General features: G+C 43.5%; 18 protein-coding genes. 9 read left to right on the top strand and 9 right to left on the bottom strand.

All coding sequences use genetic code 11. The features are described 5' to 3' along the window. The first annotated feature begins 72 nt into the window (after positions 1-72). Positions 73-1398, top strand: coding sequence for a PhoH family protein (locus Bovatus_RS06620; protein ID WP_004296645.1), 1326 nt, complete (start codon positions 73-75; stop codon positions 1396-1398). A gap of 120 nt (positions 1399-1518) precedes the next feature. Here Bovatus_RS06620 and Bovatus_RS06615 read toward each other — a convergent pair whose 3' ends face one another. The 4 genes from Bovatus_RS06615 to Bovatus_RS06600 form a co-directional block, all read right to left on the bottom strand. Then, positions 1519-2496 (bottom strand): dihydroorotate dehydrogenase-like protein, encoded by a 978-nt coding sequence (locus Bovatus_RS06615; RefSeq protein WP_004296646.1) that lies wholly within the window; start codon positions 2494-2496, stop codon positions 1519-1521. Between the two features lie 23 nt (positions 2497-2519). After that, positions 2520-3188, bottom strand: a complete 669-nt coding sequence (locus Bovatus_RS06610; RefSeq protein ID WP_004296647.1) for a YggS family pyridoxal phosphate-dependent enzyme — start codon at positions 3186-3188, stop codon at positions 2520-2522. A gap of 6 nt (positions 3189-3194) precedes the next feature. After that, positions 3195-3674, bottom strand: a complete 480-nt coding sequence (locus Bovatus_RS06605) for a DUF4494 domain-containing protein (RefSeq protein WP_004296648.1) — start codon at positions 3672-3674, stop codon at positions 3195-3197. Between the two features lie 83 nt (positions 3675-3757). Beyond that, positions 3758-4321, bottom strand: coding sequence for an HdeD family acid-resistance protein (locus tag Bovatus_RS06600; protein WP_004296649.1), 564 nt, complete (start codon positions 4319-4321; stop codon positions 3758-3760). 137 nt (positions 4322-4458) lie between these two features. Here Bovatus_RS06600 and tpx point away from each other — a divergent pair, with 137 nt between their 5' ends. Then, on the top strand, positions 4459-4959 hold the full coding sequence (gene tpx, locus Bovatus_RS06595; RefSeq protein WP_004296650.1) for a thiol peroxidase: 501 nt from the start codon (positions 4459-4461) through the stop codon (positions 4957-4959). Positions 4960-5157: 198 nt separating this feature from the next. Beyond that, positions 5158-6042, top strand: coding sequence for a DUF3078 domain-containing protein (locus tag Bovatus_RS06590; protein ID WP_004296651.1), 885 nt, complete (start codon positions 5158-5160; stop codon positions 6040-6042). Between the two features lie 169 nt (positions 6043-6211). Here the strand turns inward: Bovatus_RS06590 and Bovatus_RS06585 are convergent, their stop codons facing one another. The 4 genes from Bovatus_RS06585 to Bovatus_RS06570 all read right to left on the bottom strand — a co-directional run bounded on the left by Bovatus_RS06585 (position 6212) and on the right by Bovatus_RS06570 (position 11041). After that, positions 6212-6856, bottom strand: coding sequence for a DedA family protein (locus Bovatus_RS06585; protein ID WP_004296652.1), 645 nt, complete (start codon positions 6854-6856; stop codon positions 6212-6214). Positions 6857-6886: 30 nt separating this feature from the next. Beyond that, entirely contained in the window at positions 6887-8338 is a 1452-nt protein-coding gene (locus Bovatus_RS06580; protein ID WP_004296653.1) for a tetratricopeptide repeat protein, read from the bottom strand. A 102-nt stretch (positions 8339-8440) separates the two neighbouring features. Next, positions 8441-10180, bottom strand: a complete 1740-nt coding sequence (locus tag Bovatus_RS06575) for a glutamine--tRNA ligase/YqeY domain fusion protein (protein WP_004296654.1) — start codon at positions 10178-10180, stop codon at positions 8441-8443. Between the two features lie 48 nt (positions 10181-10228). Then, the gene (locus Bovatus_RS06570; protein WP_004296655.1) at positions 10229-11041 is read right to left on the bottom strand and encodes a PstS family phosphate ABC transporter substrate-binding protein; all 813 of its coding nucleotides are present in this window, start codon (positions 11039-11041) and stop codon (positions 10229-10231) included. Positions 11042-11218: 177 nt separating this feature from the next. Here Bovatus_RS06570 and pstC point away from each other — a divergent pair, with 177 nt between their 5' ends. The 6 genes from pstC (at position 11219) to Bovatus_RS06540 (ending at position 16360) form a co-directional block, all read left to right on the top strand. Further along, positions 11219-12415, top strand: coding sequence for a phosphate ABC transporter permease subunit PstC (pstC, locus tag Bovatus_RS06565; RefSeq protein ID WP_004296656.1), 1197 nt, complete (start codon positions 11219-11221; stop codon positions 12413-12415). Between the two features lies 1 nt (position 12416). Continuing rightward, a complete protein-coding gene (gene pstA, locus Bovatus_RS06560; protein ID WP_004296657.1) occupies positions 12417-13292 on the top strand; it encodes a phosphate ABC transporter permease PstA in 876 nt (291 codons plus the stop codon). A gap of 8 nt (positions 13293-13300) precedes the next feature. Beyond that, positions 13301-14059 (top strand): phosphate ABC transporter ATP-binding protein PstB, encoded by a 759-nt coding sequence (gene pstB, locus Bovatus_RS06555; RefSeq protein ID WP_004296658.1) that lies wholly within the window; start codon positions 13301-13303, stop codon positions 14057-14059. A gap of 55 nt (positions 14060-14114) precedes the next feature. Then, positions 14115-14804 (top strand): phosphate signaling complex protein PhoU, encoded by a 690-nt coding sequence (gene phoU, locus Bovatus_RS06550; protein WP_004296659.1) that lies wholly within the window; start codon positions 14115-14117, stop codon positions 14802-14804. Positions 14805-15179: 375 nt separating this feature from the next. Continuing rightward, complete coding sequence (locus tag Bovatus_RS06545) at positions 15180-15782, top strand: riboflavin synthase (RefSeq protein WP_004296660.1); 603 nt, start codon at positions 15180-15182, stop codon at positions 15780-15782. A 32-nt stretch (positions 15783-15814) separates the two neighbouring features. Next, entirely contained in the window at positions 15815-16360 is a 546-nt protein-coding gene (locus tag Bovatus_RS06540) for a nitroreductase family protein (protein ID WP_008777194.1), read from the top strand. 212 nt (positions 16361-16572) lie between these two features. Here the strand turns inward: Bovatus_RS06540 and Bovatus_RS06535 are convergent, their stop codons facing one another. Next, positions 16573-19857, bottom strand: coding sequence for a S41 family peptidase (locus Bovatus_RS06535; protein ID WP_004296662.1), 3285 nt, complete (start codon positions 19855-19857; stop codon positions 16573-16575). Positions 19858-19902: the final 45 nt, after the last annotated feature.

The raw sequence follows: 19902 nt of genomic DNA, 5'->3' as shown, positions 1-19902 counted from the left end.
ACCGTCAATCTGACTATAAATGGGGGATTGGCGAATGAGATTGCAAATATCAACATTTAAATCTAAGAAATCATGGGAACTAAGAAAAATTTTGTGCTAGACACAAATGTTATTCTTCACGACTACAATTGCTTGAAGAATTTTCAGGAAAATGATATTTACCTCCCTCTTGTTGTACTCGAAGAACTGGATAAGTTCAAAAAAGGAAACGAGCAGATAAATTTCAATGCTCGTGAGTTCGTGCGCGAATTGGATGTGCTGACAAGCGACGAGCTTTTCTCCGACGGAGTGAAGCTTGGCGAAGGATTGGGACGTCTGTTTGTCGTGACAAGCAATGTGCCGGCTGCCAAAGTGTGGGAATCGTTTCCTATAAAGAAACCCGACCATTTGATTTTGGCGGCAACCGAATACTTGACCGACAAGTATCCGAAAATGAAATCTATCTTAGTGACCAAAGATGTGAATCTGCGCATGAAAGCCCGTTCAATCGGTCTGCTTTGCGAAGATTATATTACGGATAAGGTGGTAAATGTAGATGTGTTCGAGAAATCTAATGAGATTTTTGAAAATGTAGATCCGGCATTGATCGACCGTATTTATTCTTCAAAGGAAGGCATTGACTTGAGTGAATTTGACTTTAAGGATTTGATTCATCCCAATGAATGTTTTGTATTGAAGAGTGACCGGAATAGTGTATTGGCACGCTACAATCCTTTTACCCATTCTATTATCCGTGTGATGAAGGGTAAGAATTATGGAATCGAACCACGGAATGCGGAACAGAGTTTTGCTTTTGAGATTCTGAATGACCCGAACATCAAACTGGTGGCTCTGACAGGAAAAGCGGGAACAGGTAAGACTTTGCTGGCTTTGGCTGCTGCTTTGGGCAAGCTGACGGATTACAAACAGATTTTGCTGGCACGTCCCGTTGTGGCGCTTTCCAATAAGGATATCGGTTTCCTTCCGGGAGACGCACAGGAAAAAGTAGCTCCTTATATGCAGCCGTTGTTTGATAACCTGAACGTCATAAAACGTCAGTTTGCTACAAACTCTACCGAAGTGAAGCGCATAGAAGATATGCAGAAAAGCGAGCAGCTGGTGATTGAAGCTCTGGCATTTATCCGTGGTCGTAGTTTGAGCGAAATGTATTGCATCATTGACGAAGCGCAGAATCTGACCCCGAATGAAATAAAGACAATCATCACCCGTGCAGGCGAAGGTACGAAGATGGTATTTACGGGAGATATCCAGCAGATTGACCAACCTTATCTGGATAGTCAGTCCAATGGCTTGGTATATATGATTGATCGTATGAAAGACCAGAATATCTTTGCACACGTCAATTTGCTGAAAGGTGAACGAAGTGAATTGAGTGAACTGGCAAGCAACCTGTTATAACAGATTTCTCTGCTAAGCGAGATAAATTAATAAGTGATTAAAAAAGTAAACGGTGAACATCCTGTTGCAAATAGCACAATTTGTTCACCGTTTTCTTTATTGATTTAGTATACTTTTTCCTTATTCTTTCTTTCCGAAATATTTCAGGAACTGTGTACGTTCGAATGTATTAACACCCTGAACATCCTTAATATTCAGTTTGCCTTTGAATTGAGCTATATTCCTGAACCCTTTGCGTTCCATCCATGCAGAGAGGAAGCGGTTGGCTTCTCCGATGAATGCATTTGTATTTAGATAGACTGCGCTACAAACTTCTACAGCCGAAGCACCGGCAAGGATAGCTTTCACTACTGATTCTGCATTGGCAACACCACCGGAAGCTGCATAGTCGATCTTGTCTACTACTGCAGACGCAATTCCGATCCAACGAAGCGGAATGGCGAGGTCGGAAGCATTGCTGAATATTTCGCCTGAAATATGCTCCATCTTTTCGATATTGATGTCCGGCTGATAGAAACGGTTGAAGAGAACAACTGCTGCTGCACCGTTGGCATACAACTGATCGATTAATGCCACAGGATTTGTCAGGTTATCACCCAGTTTCATGATTACAGGTATCTTGATTGTTTTTTTAATGTGGCGGAGAATATCGATGTGGCGTTGTTCGAATGAACCGTATGTATATTGCACTTCCGATTGCAGGGCAAGGATATTGATTTCCAATGCGTCGGCACCGGCTTCTTCAATCATCTTTGCAAAGTCAATCCATTCGGAATCAGTGTAGCAGTTGATGCTGGCAATGATAGGAATGGGGCATACCTTCTTACTTTCTTTTATTAAAGTCAGGTATTCGGATAGCTTGTGCTCACGGATATATTCTTCCAGATAGTCACTGGCTTCCGGATAGAAAGCCGGATCTTTCAGTTGGTCTGCTTCCAGCATGATCTGTTCCTCAAACAGTGATTTCAGAACAATTGCACCGGCACCATCTTCGGCCAATTTTTTGTTTTTGCCGGCACTGTTGGTCAGCCCCGAGCTACTGATAATGATAGGGTTTCTAAGGGAAAGCCCTGCGAAAGTAGTTTTTAAATCGGTCATAGCAATATGTTTTTTACTCCTGATTAATAAATTCGTTCTCCGAAAATCTTGCTTCCTACCCGTACCAGCGTACTTCCTGCGGCAATGGCTTCGTGGTAGTCATGTGACATTCCCATCGACAGCTCGCAGAAAGTATCGGAGTGGATGAACCAAGTTGTTTTTATCTCGTTAAAGAGCCTATTTAGTAAACCAAATTCCCGGTTGATTTGTTCAATGCAATCGGTGTTGCTGGCCATCCCCATTAATCCGCAGATGCGTACATGAGTCAGCTCTTTCCATTCTCCGGCATTCAACATCTCCTTACATTCTTCGGGACTGAAACCAAATTTGGTTTCTTCCTGCGCAACGTGAATCTGCAATAGGCAGTTCACTGTACGTCCCGCTTTGACAGCTTGTTTGTTGACTTCGGCCAGCAGTTTATAACTATCAATTCCATGAATCATCGCTACGTATGGTATCATGTATTTGATTTTGTTCGTCTGCAGGTGTCCGATGAAATGCCATTCAATGTCTTTGGGCAAACTTTCGTATTTAGCTGTCATTTCCTGCACTTTGCTTTCTCCAAAAATACGCTGTCCCGCCTGATATGCTTCTTCTATCGCTTCATTGGGATGGAATTTTGAGACAGCAACCAGCCGGACTCCTTGAGGGAGTTCGGCCAGCACTTGCTTTAAATTGTCAGCAATACTCATTGTTACTTATGCTTTTGATGGGTCAAACTCCGGTTTGTCATTCGGTTCGGCGCTGTAAGGATATACATCCATGAGCGGAGTCTCGGATACCATACCGATCTGATAATCTGCCATGGTTCCTTTCATTCCTTCATCCAGCTTCTTGACTGCGTCGCGCAAGTCGGCAGCTTGTACCAGTACTTGGGTGGAAGTCTTTTTTTCAGCACCGCTTTTTTCATCCAGAGTGATGAAAATAAGTTTGCATTTGAACCAGCGGTCGGCACTTTCTTCGTCGCTAGGGAAAAGTTCGCTATAGTTGGCACGTTTAATATCCGAAACGGTAAATTCTCCGGAGATAAACGGAGTCATTTCTTCAATAATCCGTGCTTCTGCTTCTGTAAAACTGAGTGCGTCAACAAGATAAGGTTCAGTTACTTTCTTCTGCATTCCGTTTTCCATTACTTTTTCATAACGGATCTTGCACTCAAACCATGTATGCATTGCCATAATTTTCTTCCTTTTTAATTAATTGATTTATGTAAATTGCCTACAAAGATAAACAAAATCCCAAAGTAAGTGCCGAAAGCTTTTTATTTTCTTTTATGCAGATTCTTTAATTCAAATGAAAGCATGACACGGAAAAGTCCGATGATGAGGAAAGCAAAAGAAATCATATACACTGCGTAGAGCGCTCCTATGGCGGGTTGCCATAATATTAAAAGAGAGCACAGGATGGCAAGAATACCGAAAGCCATGTACCAGCCCCAGTCGCGGGTTCCGTAACGTTTCAGGTCGATGGAATAGCCGGTGGAGGAGAACCCTCGGAACATAAGCCAGAAGGCTATGATGAAAGGGATAACTTCCATGCTGACCATCGGATAGGCAATCAGGTAAATACCCAGAACGAGGTCGATGAGTCCTCCTACGATATACCACCCCCAGCTCGGGACACCTTTCCGGTTGCTAAGAGCGAAGATGATTTCCAGAATACCGCTTATCAGCATCGATACACTGAAAATGATACTTAGAGCTACATAGGTGCTTACGGGTGAGAACATGAGCCAAAGGGCTACAATGATATACACGATTCCCAAAAGAAGAGAAGTCCACCAATTTTTTACTGAATGTTGAATCTCATTGAATACAGTTTCCATACATTTTATATTTTAAATTGAACACTAGAGTGATTTCGTTGAGGAATAACAAATTGAATTTAGAAAAGGTTTTCCGTGAACATATTTGGGGGAATAGTTGTTTCCTATATAAAGTAAATTTTAAATATACATGCATTATGGCAACAACAAATTTCAAAGGACAACCGGTGAAACTGATCGGTGAATTTATACAAGTAGGTAAGGTAGCTCCTGACTTCGAGCTGGTAAAAACAGATTTATCTTCTTTCTCTCTGAAAGATTTAAATGGTAAAAATGTGATTTTAAATATTTTCCCTAGTCTGGATACCAGCGTATGTGCAACTTCTGTACGTAAGTTTAATAAAATGGCTGCCGGATTGAAAGATACGGTAGTATTGGCTATTTCTAAGGATCTTCCTTTTGCACACGGCCGTTTCTGTACGACAGAAGGTATTGAAAATGTAATTCCATTGTCTGATTTCCGCTTCTCTGATTTCGACGAAAGTTACGGAGTGCGTATGGCAGATGGTCCGTTAGCAGGACTTTTGGCGCGTGCGGTAGTTGTGATTGGCAAAGATGGCAAAATTGCATATACGGAACTTGTTCCTGAAATCACCCAGGAGCCTGATTATGACAAAGCCTTAGCTGCTGTAAAGTAATATAGAATATGGAGTATTAAGTATTAGGTATTAACTATTAGTTGCAGCTAATAAACGAATATGGCTAATACTTAATACTTAAGCCTGCTACTTATCTTAAAGATTTTGACCTAATGGGAACTGGTAAAAAGGCTTGGTAAACTGCCAAGGCTCCGTTCTTGTTAGGTTGTGTTTTTTCTACACTAAACCTCAACTATCATGAACAAAATGAAAACTCTATTCATCGCCCTGTTATGTATGGGCGTTGGAACCTTGTCGGCCCAAACTGCCGATAGTACACAAATTTCTCCCTGGACAAAAGAAGGATTTGCCGGACTGAAACTAACGCAAGTGAGCCTCACTAATTGGGCTGCCGGAGGTGATAACTCCGTTGCCTTTGACTTGCAGGGCACTTATCAGATTAATTATAAGAAAGGAAAACATCTGTGGAATAATCGTATCGAACTGGCTTATGGATTAAATAAGACCGGTGACGACGGAACCAGGAAAGCAAATGATAAAATCTATTTGAATACGAATTATGGCTATGCTATTGCCAAAAGTTGGTATGCCAGTGCGTTCGCCACTTTCCAGACACAGTTTTCTCCAGGATATGACTACTCCGTCAATAAAGACATTGCTATCTCCGAATTTATGGCTCCTGCCTATTTGACTACCGGTTTGGGCTTTACGTATGATCCGGGTAAGATATTTACCGTTGTATTGTCTCCTGCTGCGTGGCGCGGAACATTTGTACTCAATGACCGTCTCTCTGACGAAGGAGCTTATGGAGTGGATCCGGGCAAACATCTATTATCCAGCTTCGGTGCTAACTTGAAAGGAGAAGCCAAATATGAATTCTTGAAAAATATGACGGTATATTCACGTTTGGATCTATATTCCGATTATCTGCATAAGCCGCTGAATATAGATGTGAACTGGGAAGTACAAGTAAATATGATTATCAATAAATGGTTCTCAACCACACTTACTACTAACCTGATGTATGACGATGATGTGAAAATCGTGCAAAAGGATGGTACAAAAGGTGCTCGTGTGCAATTTAAAGAGATATTGGGAGTAGGAGTTCAGTTTAATTTCTAATTAGCTCTTATCTACCACAAAAAATAAACCACAGAGGACGTAGAATACACAAAGAAGTAAGAATTTAACGGGTAATAGCCGATTTACAATAATGGATGCCCCGGTAACTCTATGTTCTTGCTTTGTGTTCTCTGCGTCCTCTGTGGCTTTGCAATGAGTATTTTACTACTTATTTTCTTTTTTTCAGCCCTTTATAAGCCAAAAAAACGATTACAATTACCACCACTGCTATAATGACATAGCCGATTTCGTGACTGTATTCGGTGGCCATTACATAGACATCGTTAGTCGTTTTGAGGTCTGTAAAACGGTAAATCAGGTATCCGAGCAAAGCTAATATGCTGTTCCATATAGCAGCGCCGAGAGTTGTATAAAGCAGGAAAGGACCTATTTTCATGCCGGCTAACCCTGCGGGAATACTGATAAGTTGGCGTACAGCCGGAATAAGACGGCCAAAGAAAGTAGAGGCTGCACCGTGCTTTCTGAAATATTCTTCTGCATGGTGTATTTTCTCTTCGTCAATAAGGCACATGTGCCCTAAACGGCTGTTAGCGAATTTATAGATAATAGGACGACCCAACCAACGTGCCAGGTAATAATTAACTAATGCACCGATATCTGCTCCTATAGTTGCAAATAGGACAACGAGAAAGATATTCATACTGTCGTCTGCCATAGCTTTCCATGCGGCAGGGGGTACTACGGCTTCCGAGGGGAAGGGAATAAAAGAGCTTTCGATAGCCATAAAAATAGTGACTACCCAATAGTTCAAGTTTTCTAATACCCATTTAAGAAGTTCTGCTACTGATTCCATGTTTTTTGAGGATAGAATTTATAAATTGATTTATTTTTTTCCTTTTGTTTTTTTCTTATTCTCTTTTTTCATGCGTTCCCACACTTCTTTGAGAGTTCTTTCGTCTTCTTCTCTGTGTTCGGGACTGTTCAACAGATCCAGGATCATGTCTTCTTCCAGTGGATGTTCACATTCCTTGTTATATTTAAAGAAGTTGTCGATTTCACCGTGCATGAGGCAAAGAACACTCAATTTCTCCGTCACATCTTCGTATTTCGGATTTATCTGGTACACTTTTTCAAAGTATTCTTTCGCTTCGATCAGATAGTCACTTTCCGAATAAGCAGAGGCAATCATATACCACATTTCTATGTTCGGATTGATCTCTATCGCTTTTTCGAAAGAGATGGCAGCTTCGTCTTCTAGTTCCTCTGCCAGGTATAGTTTTCCTTCTGTCAGATAAATCAATCCCTCGTTCGGGTTTATCTCTTTGGCTTTCTCGCATAACTCATGCGCCTCTTTATACCTTTCCAGGTGAGAGAGGGCGAATGCTTTGCTGGTATAGGTGTCTATCAATAAAATAGACTGCTTGTCTCCGTCTTCTTCAAAACGTTCGATCACTTTGTCGTAATAGTCATCGGCTTTTTGCCATTCTTCTTTATTACCGTAGGATATTCCCATAAACATGTAACCCAGTTCGGGGGGAATGGCTTTGAGCTCAATCGCCTTTTGGTAATTCTCGATGGCATCATCCGAATTGTTCAGATAGAAGAAACAATGTGCCTTGTAGGCATAAGCTTCCCCGTACTGATCGTCGGCTGCCAATGCGAAATCACAGGCTTCGATGGCTTTGTCTATTTGTTCCTGGACAAAGTAACATTTCACCAGTCCCATCCAGTAGGAAGGGTTGAATGGAGATTTGTCAATGAGTTTATTGTAATAGATGATGGCTGATTCTACCTGATGGGTCGATGCCAGATAATCGGCTGTGAGAGCCATGTATTCTTCATCTTCGGTATAACGGGATTTACCTCTGTCGAGCCATTCTTTGGCTGCGTCCGGGTATCCCATGTCCAGATAGAGAAATACAACATCAATGATTGTTTCCAGCTCGTCGGCATCCGCTATTGTGCTTAACAGCCATTGAGCTTCCTCCAGTTTTCCTCCATTCAGCAATAGTTCGGCTTTCAGCAGTTTCACTTCGGAATCAAATTCTTCGGTAATCGAATCCGCTACTTTTTTTGCTTTTTGCAGCTTTTGGGTATCCAGGTAAAGATATGCTTGTTCTATAAGCAAATCTGTGTTTCCCGGATGTATTTTAAGTCCATAAGTGATTACTTCTTGTGCTTCTTCAAATTTTCGTTCGGAGGCATACCAGTCGGCGATGTCGGCCAATTGGTCAGCATCCAGATAAAGTTGTCGGTTTTCTGCTTTTGCTTCTTCGTAGTTTGTGATTAGTGTGACTAGTTCCTTTTTTGCTGATGGCGAATTTTTTCTACCCATTTTACTTTTAGATTTTTAATTGCTAAGATGGGGCTGTTGCAAAAGTTCAGATGATGATCCTTTTGACACAGCCCCATTGTAAAGTTAAGCTTGAAAGCTTAGTTATTTATTAATCTTACCCCATGTGTCTTTCAACCCTACTGTACGGTTGAAGATTAGTTTATCCGAGGTTGATTCTTTGTCAATATTAAAGTAACCGATCCGTTGGAACTGCAGATAGGAGAGTGGAGGCAGGGTAGCTGCGAACTTCTCTATGTAGCAGTTGGGCAGAACTTTCAATGAATCCGGATTAATGATTTCTTTCATGGCTTCCAGTGCTTCGCATTTTTTTGCTTCGCGGATGGCGGCCAGTTCGTCACGTGGATTTTCCACTTTCCACAAACGGTCGTACAAACGTACTTCTGCTTGCAGGCAGTGGTTGCAGCTTACCCAGTGGAGCGTACCTTTCACCTTGCGGTTCGCATCCGGCATGCCGCTGCGGGTATTTGCGTCATATTCGCAATATACTTCTGTGATAACACCGTTTTCGTCTTTCTTGCAACCGGTACATTTCACGATATAAGCATTTTTGAGACGTACTTCTTGCCCCGGTGTCATGCGGAAATATTTCTTGGGAGCGTCTTCCATGAAGTCTTCGCGCTCCATCCACAATTCGCGGCTGAACTCGATCAGGTGACTTCCTGCTTCCGGATCTTCCGGATTGTTGATTGCTTCCAGTTCTTCAACCTGTCCTTCCGGATAGTTGGTGATAATCAGTTTAACCGGGTTGATTACTGCAGATATACGGGTAGCACGGCTGTTCAAATCATCCCGGACAGAGCTTTCCAACAGGGCGATGTCGTTCAGGGCATCGTAAGTGGTATATCCGATTTTATCGATAAACTTATGAATGGACTCCGGTGAATAACCGCGACGGCGGAAACCGCAGATCGTCGGCATACGAGGGTCGTCCCATCCGTTTACCAATCCTTCTTTCACCAGTGTGAGCAGGTTACGTTTGCTCATCAGGGTGTAACTTAGGTTCAGTTTGTTGAATTCAGTCTGACGGGGACGGTTGTCGTTCAGGTCTTTTCCTTCTTTCAACCAATCGATGAAGAGGTCGTAAAGCGGACGGTGTACCACAAATTCAAGTGTGCACAGAGAATGAGTCACTCCTTCGAAGAAGTCACTCTGTCCGTGGGCGAAGTCATACATCGGATAAGCTTTCCAGGTAGTACCCGTACGGTGGTGCGGGTGTTTCACTACACGGTAAATAATCGGATCGCGGAAGTGCATATTCGGATTAGCCATGTCAATCTTGGCACGGAGCACCATGGCGCCTTCTTCGATCTCGCCGCTATTCATTTTCTTAAAAAGTTCGAGGCTCTCTTCGATAGGACGGTTCCGGTAAGGGCTTTCCACACCCGGTTGGGTAGGAGTACCTTTCTGCTGTGCAATCAGTTCGGAACTCTGTTCGTCGATATATGCTTTTCCCTCCTGAATCAGGCGGATAGCGAAGTCCCATAATTGTTGGAAGTAGTCGGAAGCGTAGTATTCATTTCCCCACTGGTAGCCTAGCCATTGGATATCTTCTTTGATAGCTTCTACATATTCCACATCTTCCTTGGTAGGGTTTGTGTCGTCGAAACGAAGGTTACATACACCGCCGTGTTTTTCTGCGATGCCGAAATCAAGGCAAATAGCTTTGGCATGGCCGATGTGAAGATAGCCGTTGGGCTCGGGCGGGAAACGCGTCTGCACTTTTCCACCATTTTTACCTTCTTTCAAGTCTTTCTCTACTGCCTGTTCAATAAAGTTCAAGCTTTTCTTTTCGCCTGCTTCTTCGTTTTTAATATCTGTCATAACGGTTAATGTTATCTGTATTTAGGCTACAAAAGTAGGACATTTTTTTTATTTAACCGGAATATAACCGCTCTTTTTTATAATGTCCTGTCCGTCGGATGAAAGAATAAACTGAATCAGGGGGTTAACTTGTTCCTTATTTTTTACATTGTAATAGTAGTAAAGCGGCCGGACGATAGGGTAGGTTTTGTTGGTGGCATTCTCTACCGTAGGGGTGGCGTAGTGGCTTCCGTCATAAGACACGGAAAGCGTTTTGACACGGGGAGACACGTAGGCCAGTCCTACATATCCGATGGCTCCTTTGGTCTGGCTGACAGACTGGATAATAGCACCTGTTGCCGGCATGGAAAGGCTGCTTGCCATGTAGTTTTTATTTTTCAGTACGCTCTCTTTGAAAAATTCGTAAGTACCGGACGATGTTTCACGCGAGTAGACTACTATTTTTCGGTTGTCTCCGCCTACCTGTTTCCAGTTGGTTATCTTCCCCCGGAAAATATCCTCCAGTTGTTGGCGGGTCAGCTGTTTCACCGGATTAGAGGGATGCACCACCACGGCGAGGGCGTCGTAGGCAACAATCACTTCGTTTACTTCTTCTCCTGCCGCTTTAATTTTCATCTTCTCGCTGAACTTGATCGGGCGGGAAGCCATTGCAATGTCCGTTGTATTATCCATTAAAGCGGAGATACCCACACCGGTTCCGCCACCGGTTACAGTGACACGGGCATCCGGATGCTGGTTCATAAACCGCTCTGCTGTCTGTTGTGCGACAGGCAGTACCGTGTCGCTACCTTTTATACGTTGTGCGTTGGCACCGAGCGAGAGTAAGGAAAGGGCGATTAATAAGTTTCTTCTCACTTTCATATTTCTTCTTTTTATTGACTTTGCAAATTAAGCAATCGGATATTACATTTCCATTTCATCCGGAATGGAAATGATACTTGTAACACAAACGTAACATGATTGAAACATTTCCTTCAAACGTTAGTCACATCTCCTTAATAAAGAGACGCTTTCTTTGCATCAGAAATCATAGTAGGTATGAAAAAGGTATTTGAAAGGATTATAGAAGGAATGTTGACTTGTAGCGGTTTCGTGACAAGTATTACTATTCTGCTGATTGTGCTCTTCCTTTTCACGGAAGCTTTCGGGCTGTTCAAGAGTAAGGTGATTGAAGAGGGATATGTGTTGGCGCTGAATAAGAGCAACAAAGTTAGTGTGTTGAGCCCTGCACAGATAAAAAATGTTTTTGATGAGGAGATCACAAACTGGAAGGAACTCGGCGGGGAAGATCTCCCTATCCGGGTTTTTCGTTTGGAGGATATAACGCAGTATTATACGGAAGAGGAGCTGGGACCTGCTTATGAATATGCAGGCGACAAGATTACGGAACTGGTAGAGAAAACACCGGGTATCGTAGCTTTTGTTCCGCAGAAGTTTATTGTTCATCCGGACGCGGTGCATTTCATAGAGGATAACACCATTTCCGTGAAAGATGTATTTGCGGGTGCCGAATGGTTTCCTACGGCCACTCCGGCAGCTCAATTCGGCTTCCTGCCGTTGATTACCGGTACGTTGTGGGTGAGTCTGTTCGCCATTCTTTTTGCTTTGCCGTTCGGGCTTTCGGTTTCTATCTATATATCTGAAGTGGCAAACCCGAAAGTGCGGAACTGGCTGAAACCGATTATCGAACTGCTGAGCGGTATTCCTTCCGTGGTCTATGGCTTTTTCGGGTTGATTGTCATCGTTCCGTTGATTCAGAAGTTGTGTAATCTTCCGGTGGGAGAGAGCGGCCTGGCAGGGAGTTTCGTACTGGCCATTATGGCATTGCCTACCATCATAACGGTGACGGAAGATGCGATGCGTAACTGTCCGCGTGCAATGCGGGAAGCGAGTCTGGCGTTGGGGGCTTCTCAATGGCAGACTATATATAAGGTCGTAATTCCTTATTCTATTTCGGGTATTACATCCGGCGTGGTACTTGGCATCGGACGTGCTATCGGGGAGACGATGGCGGTATTGATGGTGACCGGTAATGCGGCTGTGATTCCGACAACTATTCTTGAGCCTTTACGTACCATTCCGGCTACGATTGCCGCCGAACTGGGAGAGGCTCCTGCAGGTGGTCCGCACTATCAGGCATTGTTCCTGTTGGGTGTCGTACTGTTCTTCATTACATTGATTATCAACTTTAGTGTGGAATATATTTCTTCTAAAGGATTAAAACGTAGTAAATAAGATGGAAATACGGAGTAATAATAAAGCTAAACACCGTTCGCAGAAATTTGCTTTCGGGATTTTCCGGTTGTTGAGTCTTTGCATTGTATTGATATTGTTTGCGATTCTGGGATTTATCATCTATAAGGGAATCGGTGCTATCAGTTGGGATTTTATCACTTCGGCTCCTACGGACGGAATGACAGGTGGCGGTATCTGGCCGGCTATTGTCGGTACCTTCTACCTGATGGTGGGAAGTGCACTATTTGCATTTCCGATAGGGGTGATGAGTGGAATTTATATGAATGAGTATGCGCCGAAAGGCAGGTCGGTACGCTTTATCCGGGTGATGACCAATAACTTGAGCGGTATTCCTTCCATCGTATTCGGATTGTTCGGTATGGCGCTGTTTGTCAATTATATGGGGTTTGGTGATAGTATTCTGGCAGGTTCTTTGACATTAGGTTTGCTTTGCGTACCTTTGGTCATCCGGACAACGGAGGAAGCCTTGAAAGCCATTCCCGACAGTATGCGTGAAGGTAGCAGGGCATTGGGAGCGACGAAGTTGCAGACGATATGGCATGTTATTTTGCCGATGGGTATGCCAAACATTATCACTGGGTTGATTCTCGCCTTGGGGCGTGTTTCGGGAGAGACGGCGCCGATTCTGTTTACTTGTGCCGCATACTTCCTGCCGCAACTTCCTACCGGCATTTTGGATCAGTGTATGGCCTTGCCTTACCATTTGTATGTGATTTCCACCAGTGGAACGGATATGGAGGCACAACTGCCGCTGGCTTATGGCACGGCATTGGTATTGATTATGATTATCCTGTTGGTGAATCTGCTGGCTAATGCCTTGAGAAAGTATTTTGAGAAAAGAGTAAAAACGAACTAAATTAGTATATGGATACAGTGAAAATAGATGCGCGTGATGTGAACTTCTGGTATGGGGACTTTCATGCATTGAAGGGCATCAGCATGCAGATTGAGGAAAAATCGGTTGTTGCTTTTATCGGACCGTCCGGTTGTGGCAAATCTACTTTCCTCCGGCTTTTCAACCGGATGAATGATTTGATTCCTGCTACCCGTCTGGAGGGAGAAATCCGTATCGACGGACATAATATCTATGCGAAAGGCGTGGAAGTGGACGAACTCCGCAAGAATGTGGGAATGGTGTTCCAGCGTCCCAATCCTTTCCCGAAAAGCATATTCGAGAATGTGGCTTACGGACTTCGTGTGAACGGAATAAAAGATAATGCTTTCATTCGCCAGCGTGTGGAGGAAACATTGAAAGGAGCGGCTCTTTGGGATGAGGTGAAAGATAAGTTGAAGGAATCGGCTTATGCACTGTCCGGCGGACAGCAGCAGCGTCTTTGTATCGCCCGTGCGATGGCTGTCTCTCCTTCGGTATTGCTGATGGATGAACCTGCGTCTGCGCTCGATCCTATTTCTACGGCGAAAGTGGAGGAGTTGATTCATGAACTGAAGAAGGATTATACGATTGTAATCGTTACGCATAATATGCAGCAGGCGGCCCGTGTCAGTGATAAGACGGCGTTTTTCTATATGGGAGAAATGGTGGAGTTCGATCAGACGAAAAAGATATTCACCAATCCGGAGAAAGAGGCTACCCAGAATTACATAACGGGACGTTTTGGGTAATCCGGGTATCTGGAACCCAATTGATAGAATATTAATCATTTATATATAATAGACTATGGTAAAGTTTATAGAATCGGAACTCATCCTATTGAAGAAGGAAATTGATGAAATGTGGACCTTGGTGTACAACCAGCTTGACCGTGCCGGAGAGGCTGTGTTGACCCTTGACAAGGAGCTGGCTCAACAGGTGATGGTTCGCGAGCGCAGGGTGAATGCTTTTGAATTGAAGATAGATAGTGATGTGGAAGATATTATCGCATTGTATAATCCGGTGGCGATTGATCTTCGTTTTGTGTTGGCTATGTTGAAGATTAACACAAATCTGGAACGTTTGGGTGACTTTGCGGAAGGGATCGCCCGTTTTGTACTTCGTTGCAAAGAACCGGTATTGGATGCGGAGCTGTTGTCTCGTCTTCGCCTGGCAGAGATGCAGGCAGAGGTGTTGTCGATGCTGGAACTGGCAAAACGTGCCTTGAATGAAGAGAGTAATGATTTGGCGGCAGGAGTGTTTGCTAAGGATAATTTGCTAGATGAAATCAATGCGGATGCAACAGGGATTCTTTCAGACTATATTATCGAACATCCGGAAGCTGTACATACTTGCGTAGATTTAGTCAGCGTGTTCCGTAAACTGGAACGTTCGGGAGATCATATTACCAACATTGCCGAAGAAATTGTTTTCTTCATTGACGCCAAAGTGTTAAAACATCGTGGCAAAACGGACGAAAACTACCCGGAAAAGTAATTTTCTGCCGATTTTTAAACAGAAATTAGGGCTCCTTAAAAAATTATCTTATATTTGTCTCCTGTAACGGACAAGTTACAGGAGATTTTGCTTCAAATGATAATAAATCCAAAGAATTTTCAAAAAGATGTTATATGACATGTTTTATAATTTGGATAGTATCGGTAAAACCGCCTATATTTGCACCGTTATCCTGAAAACAATCTTTTTACCTTAAAAAAAAACTAATACCTATTGAAAACTGAAAAATGGAGCTTTGTGAAAAGCCCCATTTTTTTTTGCTCTTATTTTCTAAGCTGCTTCCTTATTCGTATCTTTGACCCTTGCATTAAGAGAGTACTTTCAATTGTAAAATCGTAAATAGTAAATAGAATTATGTTTTCTGGAATCGTAGAAGAATATGCTATTTTGGTAGCACTGGTGAAAGACCAGGAGAATATACACTTTACATTTAAGTGTTCGTTTGTGAATGAGTTGAAAATCGACCAGAGTATTTCTCACAATGGTGTATGCCTGACGGTAGTGACTCTGACGGATGATACGTATACGGTGACTGCCATGAAAGAAACGTTGGAGCGTTCTAACCTCGGTTTGTTGAAAGTGGGGGATAAGGTGAACGTTGAACGTAGCATGATGATGAACGGTCGGTTGGACGGACATATCGTTCAGGGACATGTGGATCAGACTGCTACTTGTATCGATATTAAGGATGCGGAAGGCAGCTGGTATTTTACATTCCGATATGCGTTTGACAAGGAGATGGCGAAACGCGGATATATCACCGTGGATAAAGGTTCGGTGACTGTGAACGGTGTTAGCCTGACGGTATGTAATCCGACGGATGATACTTTCCAGGTGGCTATCATTCCTTATACATACGAGCATACGAACTTCCATACGTTTGAGATTGGCAGTGTGGTAAATATCGAATTCGATATTATCGGCAAGTATATCAGCCGGATGATTCAATATAAATAAGAAAATATAAATAAGTGACTGGAGGATTGGAAATGGCATATACTGATTTTCTTCAATTGGTGCAGGCTCGTCAAAGTGACCGTTCGTATGATAAAGAACGTCCGGTGGAGCCGGAAAAGTTGGAACGGGTACTTGAAGCTGCACGTTTGGCGCCTTCAGCCTGCAACGCACAACCTTGGAGGTTTGTGGTCATCACAGACAAGGAACTGGCTCAAAAAGCCGGGAAAGCTGCTGCTGGCTTGGGAATGAATAAGTTTGCCAAAGATGCTCCCGTGCATATTCTGGTTGTAGAAGAATCTGCTAATATAACCTCCCTGCTTGGCGGAAAGGTAAAAGGCAAGCATTTTCCGTTGATCGACATTGGAATAGCGGCTGCTCATATTTCTCTGGCAGCTGAAGCCGAAGGTTTGGGTTCTTGTATTCTGGGTTGGTTCGATGAAAAAGAGCTGAAACAGCTTGCCGGTATTCCTGCTTCGAAACGTTTATTGCTGGATATTGTCATTGGCTATCCGGCAAAGGAAAAACGTAAGAAGATAAGGAAGCCGAAAGAAAAGGTGATTTCATACAATCGTTATTGATTGAAAAATAATTATATTCTTAGCCCTTTAGGATAAGCATATAACAGAAAGCATCATTGGTTTTAAAGGAAGGGGACGTTCCTTTTAAACCAACGATGCTTTCCTTTTAAAGGAACGACCTGTTTCTTTAAAACCAATAAATGGCTTTTTAAGGTGTTGATAGTTAGCGCGTTATTGATGCCGCTTTTCCGGCGGCATCAATAATGCTATATTTATTTCTTTTTTGACAAATCTTTCAATAGGTAGTCTACTGCTGCTTTCAGTTGTGCATCTTCTCCTTTCAGGCTGGCTGCCGGTTCGTTATAAACTAGAATATCAGGTTGCAAGGTCTGATTTTCGAGATAGTTGCCTTGCATATCCATACAACCCACCTGTGGGATACCGAATACAATAGACGGATCTATCTGGCGTTCCCACCACACAGCGGTCATTGTGCCTGCCACCGGGGCGCCTACCAGTTTACCAATACCTAGAGTCTTATATACGTAAGGAGTGCCATGAGCATTGCTGTAATTGTCTTCGCAAGTTAGCATGCATGAGGCTTTCAGCCATTTGTTGAATGGATCGCTGCCGATATATTGTCCGCGTGGCACGAAACGTTGATATTCCTTTCCACTAAGTAAGGTGACTACATCATCGTGCAGCCATCCGCCACCATTATGGCGGGTATCTACCACTACGGCTTCTTTATTACGATAACGGCCGAGTAGTTCGGAATAGATCTTGCGGAAGCTGGGGCTGTCCATACCTTTAATATGTACATAAGCAATGCGTCCGCCGGAAAGCTCTTCCACTTTCTTGGCGCAGCGCTCTACCCAACGTTTGTAAAGCAGGTCGCTTTGGGTTCCATAGCTGATTGCTTTTACTGCTTCTTCAAAACGTTTTTTAGTAGAAGGATCGTATACGGTAAGTACTACTTTGCGTCCGACTTTGCCTTCAAATAACGGGAAGTAATCAGCACCGGCTTCAATCGCTGTGCCGTCTACTTTTTCAATGATGCAACCTGCCTTCACTTCTGTCTTTTTCTGGGTGAAAGGACTTTGCTTCATGATTTCCTTGATCTTTAACCCGGCACCGTCGTATGACTCATCGTAAAAGACTCCCAGAGTAGCGGTAGGCATTGCGCTGCCTCCTGCTGCAAACCGGGCTCCGGTATGGGAACCATTCAATTCGCCAAGCAATTCACTCAACATTTCCGTGAAGTCATAATTGTTGCTGATGTGGGGCAAGAAGCGTTCGTATGCTTTTTTATATCCTTTCCAGTCCACTCCATGCAAGTCGGCAATATAGAATTTGTCATTTACTTGCTGGCAAACGTGGTCGAAGATGTATGCGCGTTCATCATAAGGACGGTAATCGAAGAATGCTTCAAATTCTATCGGTGTAATTTTGCTACCGGCAATCTCTATTTTCTTCAATCGGCCACCTGTGCACATAAAGATATTCTTTCCTTCTTTATCCGGTATGAGTGAGCCGCCGCCAACTCCTTTCAATAATATTTTAGTCGTATTTTCTTTCAGTTTATGCTCCCAAAGGTCATAGTCTCCTTCAAAAGCTGCCAGGTAATAAAGAATATCACCCTTCGGACTCATAACAGCGTCACCCAGGCGGGAAGAATTTACAGTTAGACGAACGATGCGGTCAAAACGATTCTCCAAATCGAATGTAAGAGGGTTCACTTCCGTACTGTCTTTTTTCGCATTCTCATTCTGGTTCGTTTTCTTCTTACTGTCTTTAGTGTCTTCTTTCTTCTCTGCCTTTTCTTTCTTGGCTTTTTCTTTTTCTGCTTTCTCTGCCTTTTCCGCTTCTTCAAGTAAGGCAATATCTTCTTTGCTCATCAGGAAGCGGTTGTAGGCATCGACGTCGAAAAACATAATATAGGTGTCGTCTTCACTTCCCCAGCTACCATGGCTACGGTATCCGGCACGGTCACTGTTCCATATCATTGCTTTTCCACCCAACACCCATTTGGCATTGCTGTCGCTGTATCCGCTTTCGGTAAGATTGACCATTTCGCCTTTTCCGTCGGCTTTCAGCAAAACGACGTCTTTATTATTCCAGCCTCCTATGCCAATGAAGTCTGATAGAATCCATTGGCTGTCGGGGCTCCATTGGAACCATTGGTCACCGTCGGCATAAGAATATTGATATTTGGCATCCATCACTGTGCGCACAGCCTTGCTTTTTAGATTGATGACACGGATAGCGGTACGGTTCTCGAGGAAAGCAACCTCTTTACCGTCAGGACTGAATTGTGGTTGGAAAGAAGCGACTTTGGAGTTTGTCAAACGTTCTTCTTTCAATTCTGTGGCATAGGTGAATTGTTTCTCCTCTTTGCGTACGATGGTGGAAGTGTAAAGCTGCCACAATCCATCGCGTTCTGAAGAATAGACGAGTGTGCGTCCGTCGGGAGCGAAACTGATGTTACGTTCCTGATCGGGTGTGTTGGTGATTTGTTTGGTTGTTTTGTAGTCAATAGAGGTTACGTAAACATCACCGCGCATAATGAATGCGACTTCTTTTCCTTTGGGAGATACAGCGATGTCGGTAGCCCCGTTGGATTTGATTTGGCGGATAATATCTTTGTCATTCTTGTCTGCCAGGATACTTATATTTACCTTTTGGGGTTGTTTGCCCGGAGTAAGTGTATAAATCTCGCCGTCATAACCATAACAGAGTGTGCCGGTGGTTGAAATGCTTAGAAAACGTACGGGATGCTTTGTATGGAAAGTGATTTGTTGGGAAGTGGTGGTTCCGGGAGTACGTTGGAATATATTGAAGGAACCTTTCTCTTCACTTAGATAATAGAATGATTTACCATCAGGACTCCATACCGGTTCGCGGTCTTCACCTCCGAAAGTAGTTTGTTTTTGATAAACAGGTTTTTTCCCGGGAGTGTATGTCCAGATGTCACGGGCAATAGGGGATACCTGATGCTTGCGCCAATAGTCTTCGTATCCTTTCTTGTCCTGATAGAGCATCACTCCCTCCTTATTAATAGAGATGCATTCCATTGGCATGGATGAGAACATAGCGGGGCGTCCTCCCGTCACGGCTACCTCGTACACTTGCTGGAACTGGCCGGAAGGAAACCCGGCATCTTCGGCAGAGGGAACAATGTTGGCTGTGAATAAAATGTGTTTGTTGTCTTTGTAGGCAACGGGTTTCTCACTGCCTGAATGAGTGGTCAGTCGCTGGGGTGTTCCTCCTTCACTGGATACGACGAAAACGTCGAGACTTCCCATGCGATCCGATGCAAAGGCAATTTGTTTACTGTCGGGACTCCATACCGGTTCCGTATCAAAAGCCGGATTGGTGGTGATTTGTGTGGCACGTCCGCCGGTTGACGGTACCGTGTAGATGTCTCCTTTGTAGGTAAATGCAATGGTGGTTCCGTCTGGAGAAAGAGCGCAGTGGCGCATCCATAAAGGAGATTCTTGTGCAATGCTTGTCCCTGCTAGACAGATGACAAATGCACTTAGCAGTAGCTTTTTCATTTTTTCTAATATTGTGTTAAGTTCATTTTCGCGATTTAAGGTTTG

The sequence above is a fragment of the Bacteroides ovatus genome (assembly GCF_001314995.1).
Taxonomy (GTDB): domain Bacteria; phylum Bacteroidota; class Bacteroidia; order Bacteroidales; family Bacteroidaceae; genus Bacteroides; species Bacteroides ovatus.
This window is presented reverse-complemented; position numbering and strand designations above follow the sequence as displayed.

Excerpts from the sequence above, each read along its gene's own strand:
- Bovatus_RS06620 (WP_004296645.1), top strand. The coding sequence starts at position 73 with ATGGGAACTAAGAAAAATTTTGTGCTAGACACAAATGTTATTCTTCAC.
- Bovatus_RS06615 (WP_004296646.1), bottom strand. The coding sequence starts at position 2,496 with ATGACCGATTTAAAAACTACTTTCGCAGGGCTTTCCCTTAGAAACCCT.
- Bovatus_RS06610 (WP_004296647.1), bottom strand. The coding sequence starts at position 3,188 with ATGAGTATTGCTGACAATTTAAAGCAAGTGCTGGCCGAACTCCCTCAA.
- Bovatus_RS06605 (WP_004296648.1), bottom strand. The coding sequence starts at position 3,674 with ATGGCAATGCATACATGGTTTGAGTGCAAGATCCGTTATGAAAAAGTA.
- Bovatus_RS06600 (WP_004296649.1), bottom strand. The coding sequence starts at position 4,321 with ATGGAAACTGTATTCAATGAGATTCAACATTCAGTAAAAAATTGGTGG.
- tpx (WP_004296650.1), top strand. The coding sequence starts at position 4,459 with ATGGCAACAACAAATTTCAAAGGACAACCGGTGAAACTGATCGGTGAA.
- Bovatus_RS06590 (WP_004296651.1), top strand. The coding sequence starts at position 5,158 with ATGAACAAAATGAAAACTCTATTCATCGCCCTGTTATGTATGGGCGTT.
- Bovatus_RS06585 (WP_004296652.1), bottom strand. The coding sequence starts at position 6,856 with ATGGAATCAGTAGCAGAACTTCTTAAATGGGTATTAGAAAACTTGAAC.
- Bovatus_RS06580 (WP_004296653.1), bottom strand. The coding sequence starts at position 8,338 with ATGGGTAGAAAAAATTCGCCATCAGCAAAAAAGGAACTAGTCACACTA.
- Bovatus_RS06575 (WP_004296654.1), bottom strand. The coding sequence starts at position 10,180 with ATGACAGATATTAAAAACGAAGAAGCAGGCGAAAAGAAAAGCTTGAAC.
- Bovatus_RS06570 (WP_004296655.1), bottom strand. The coding sequence starts at position 11,041 with ATGAAAGTGAGAAGAAACTTATTAATCGCCCTTTCCTTACTCTCGCTC.
- pstC (WP_004296656.1), top strand. The coding sequence starts at position 11,219 with ATGAAAAAGGTATTTGAAAGGATTATAGAAGGAATGTTGACTTGTAGC.
- pstA (WP_004296657.1), top strand. The coding sequence starts at position 12,417 with ATGGAAATACGGAGTAATAATAAAGCTAAACACCGTTCGCAGAAATTT.
- pstB (WP_004296658.1), top strand. The coding sequence starts at position 13,301 with ATGGATACAGTGAAAATAGATGCGCGTGATGTGAACTTCTGGTATGGG.
- phoU (WP_004296659.1), top strand. The coding sequence starts at position 14,115 with ATGGTAAAGTTTATAGAATCGGAACTCATCCTATTGAAGAAGGAAATT.
- Bovatus_RS06545 (WP_004296660.1), top strand. The coding sequence starts at position 15,180 with ATGTTTTCTGGAATCGTAGAAGAATATGCTATTTTGGTAGCACTGGTG.
- Bovatus_RS06540 (WP_008777194.1), top strand. The coding sequence starts at position 15,815 with ATGGCATATACTGATTTTCTTCAATTGGTGCAGGCTCGTCAAAGTGAC.
- Bovatus_RS06535 (WP_004296662.1), bottom strand. The coding sequence starts at position 19,857 with ATGAAAAAGCTACTGCTAAGTGCATTTGTCATCTGTCTAGCAGGGACA.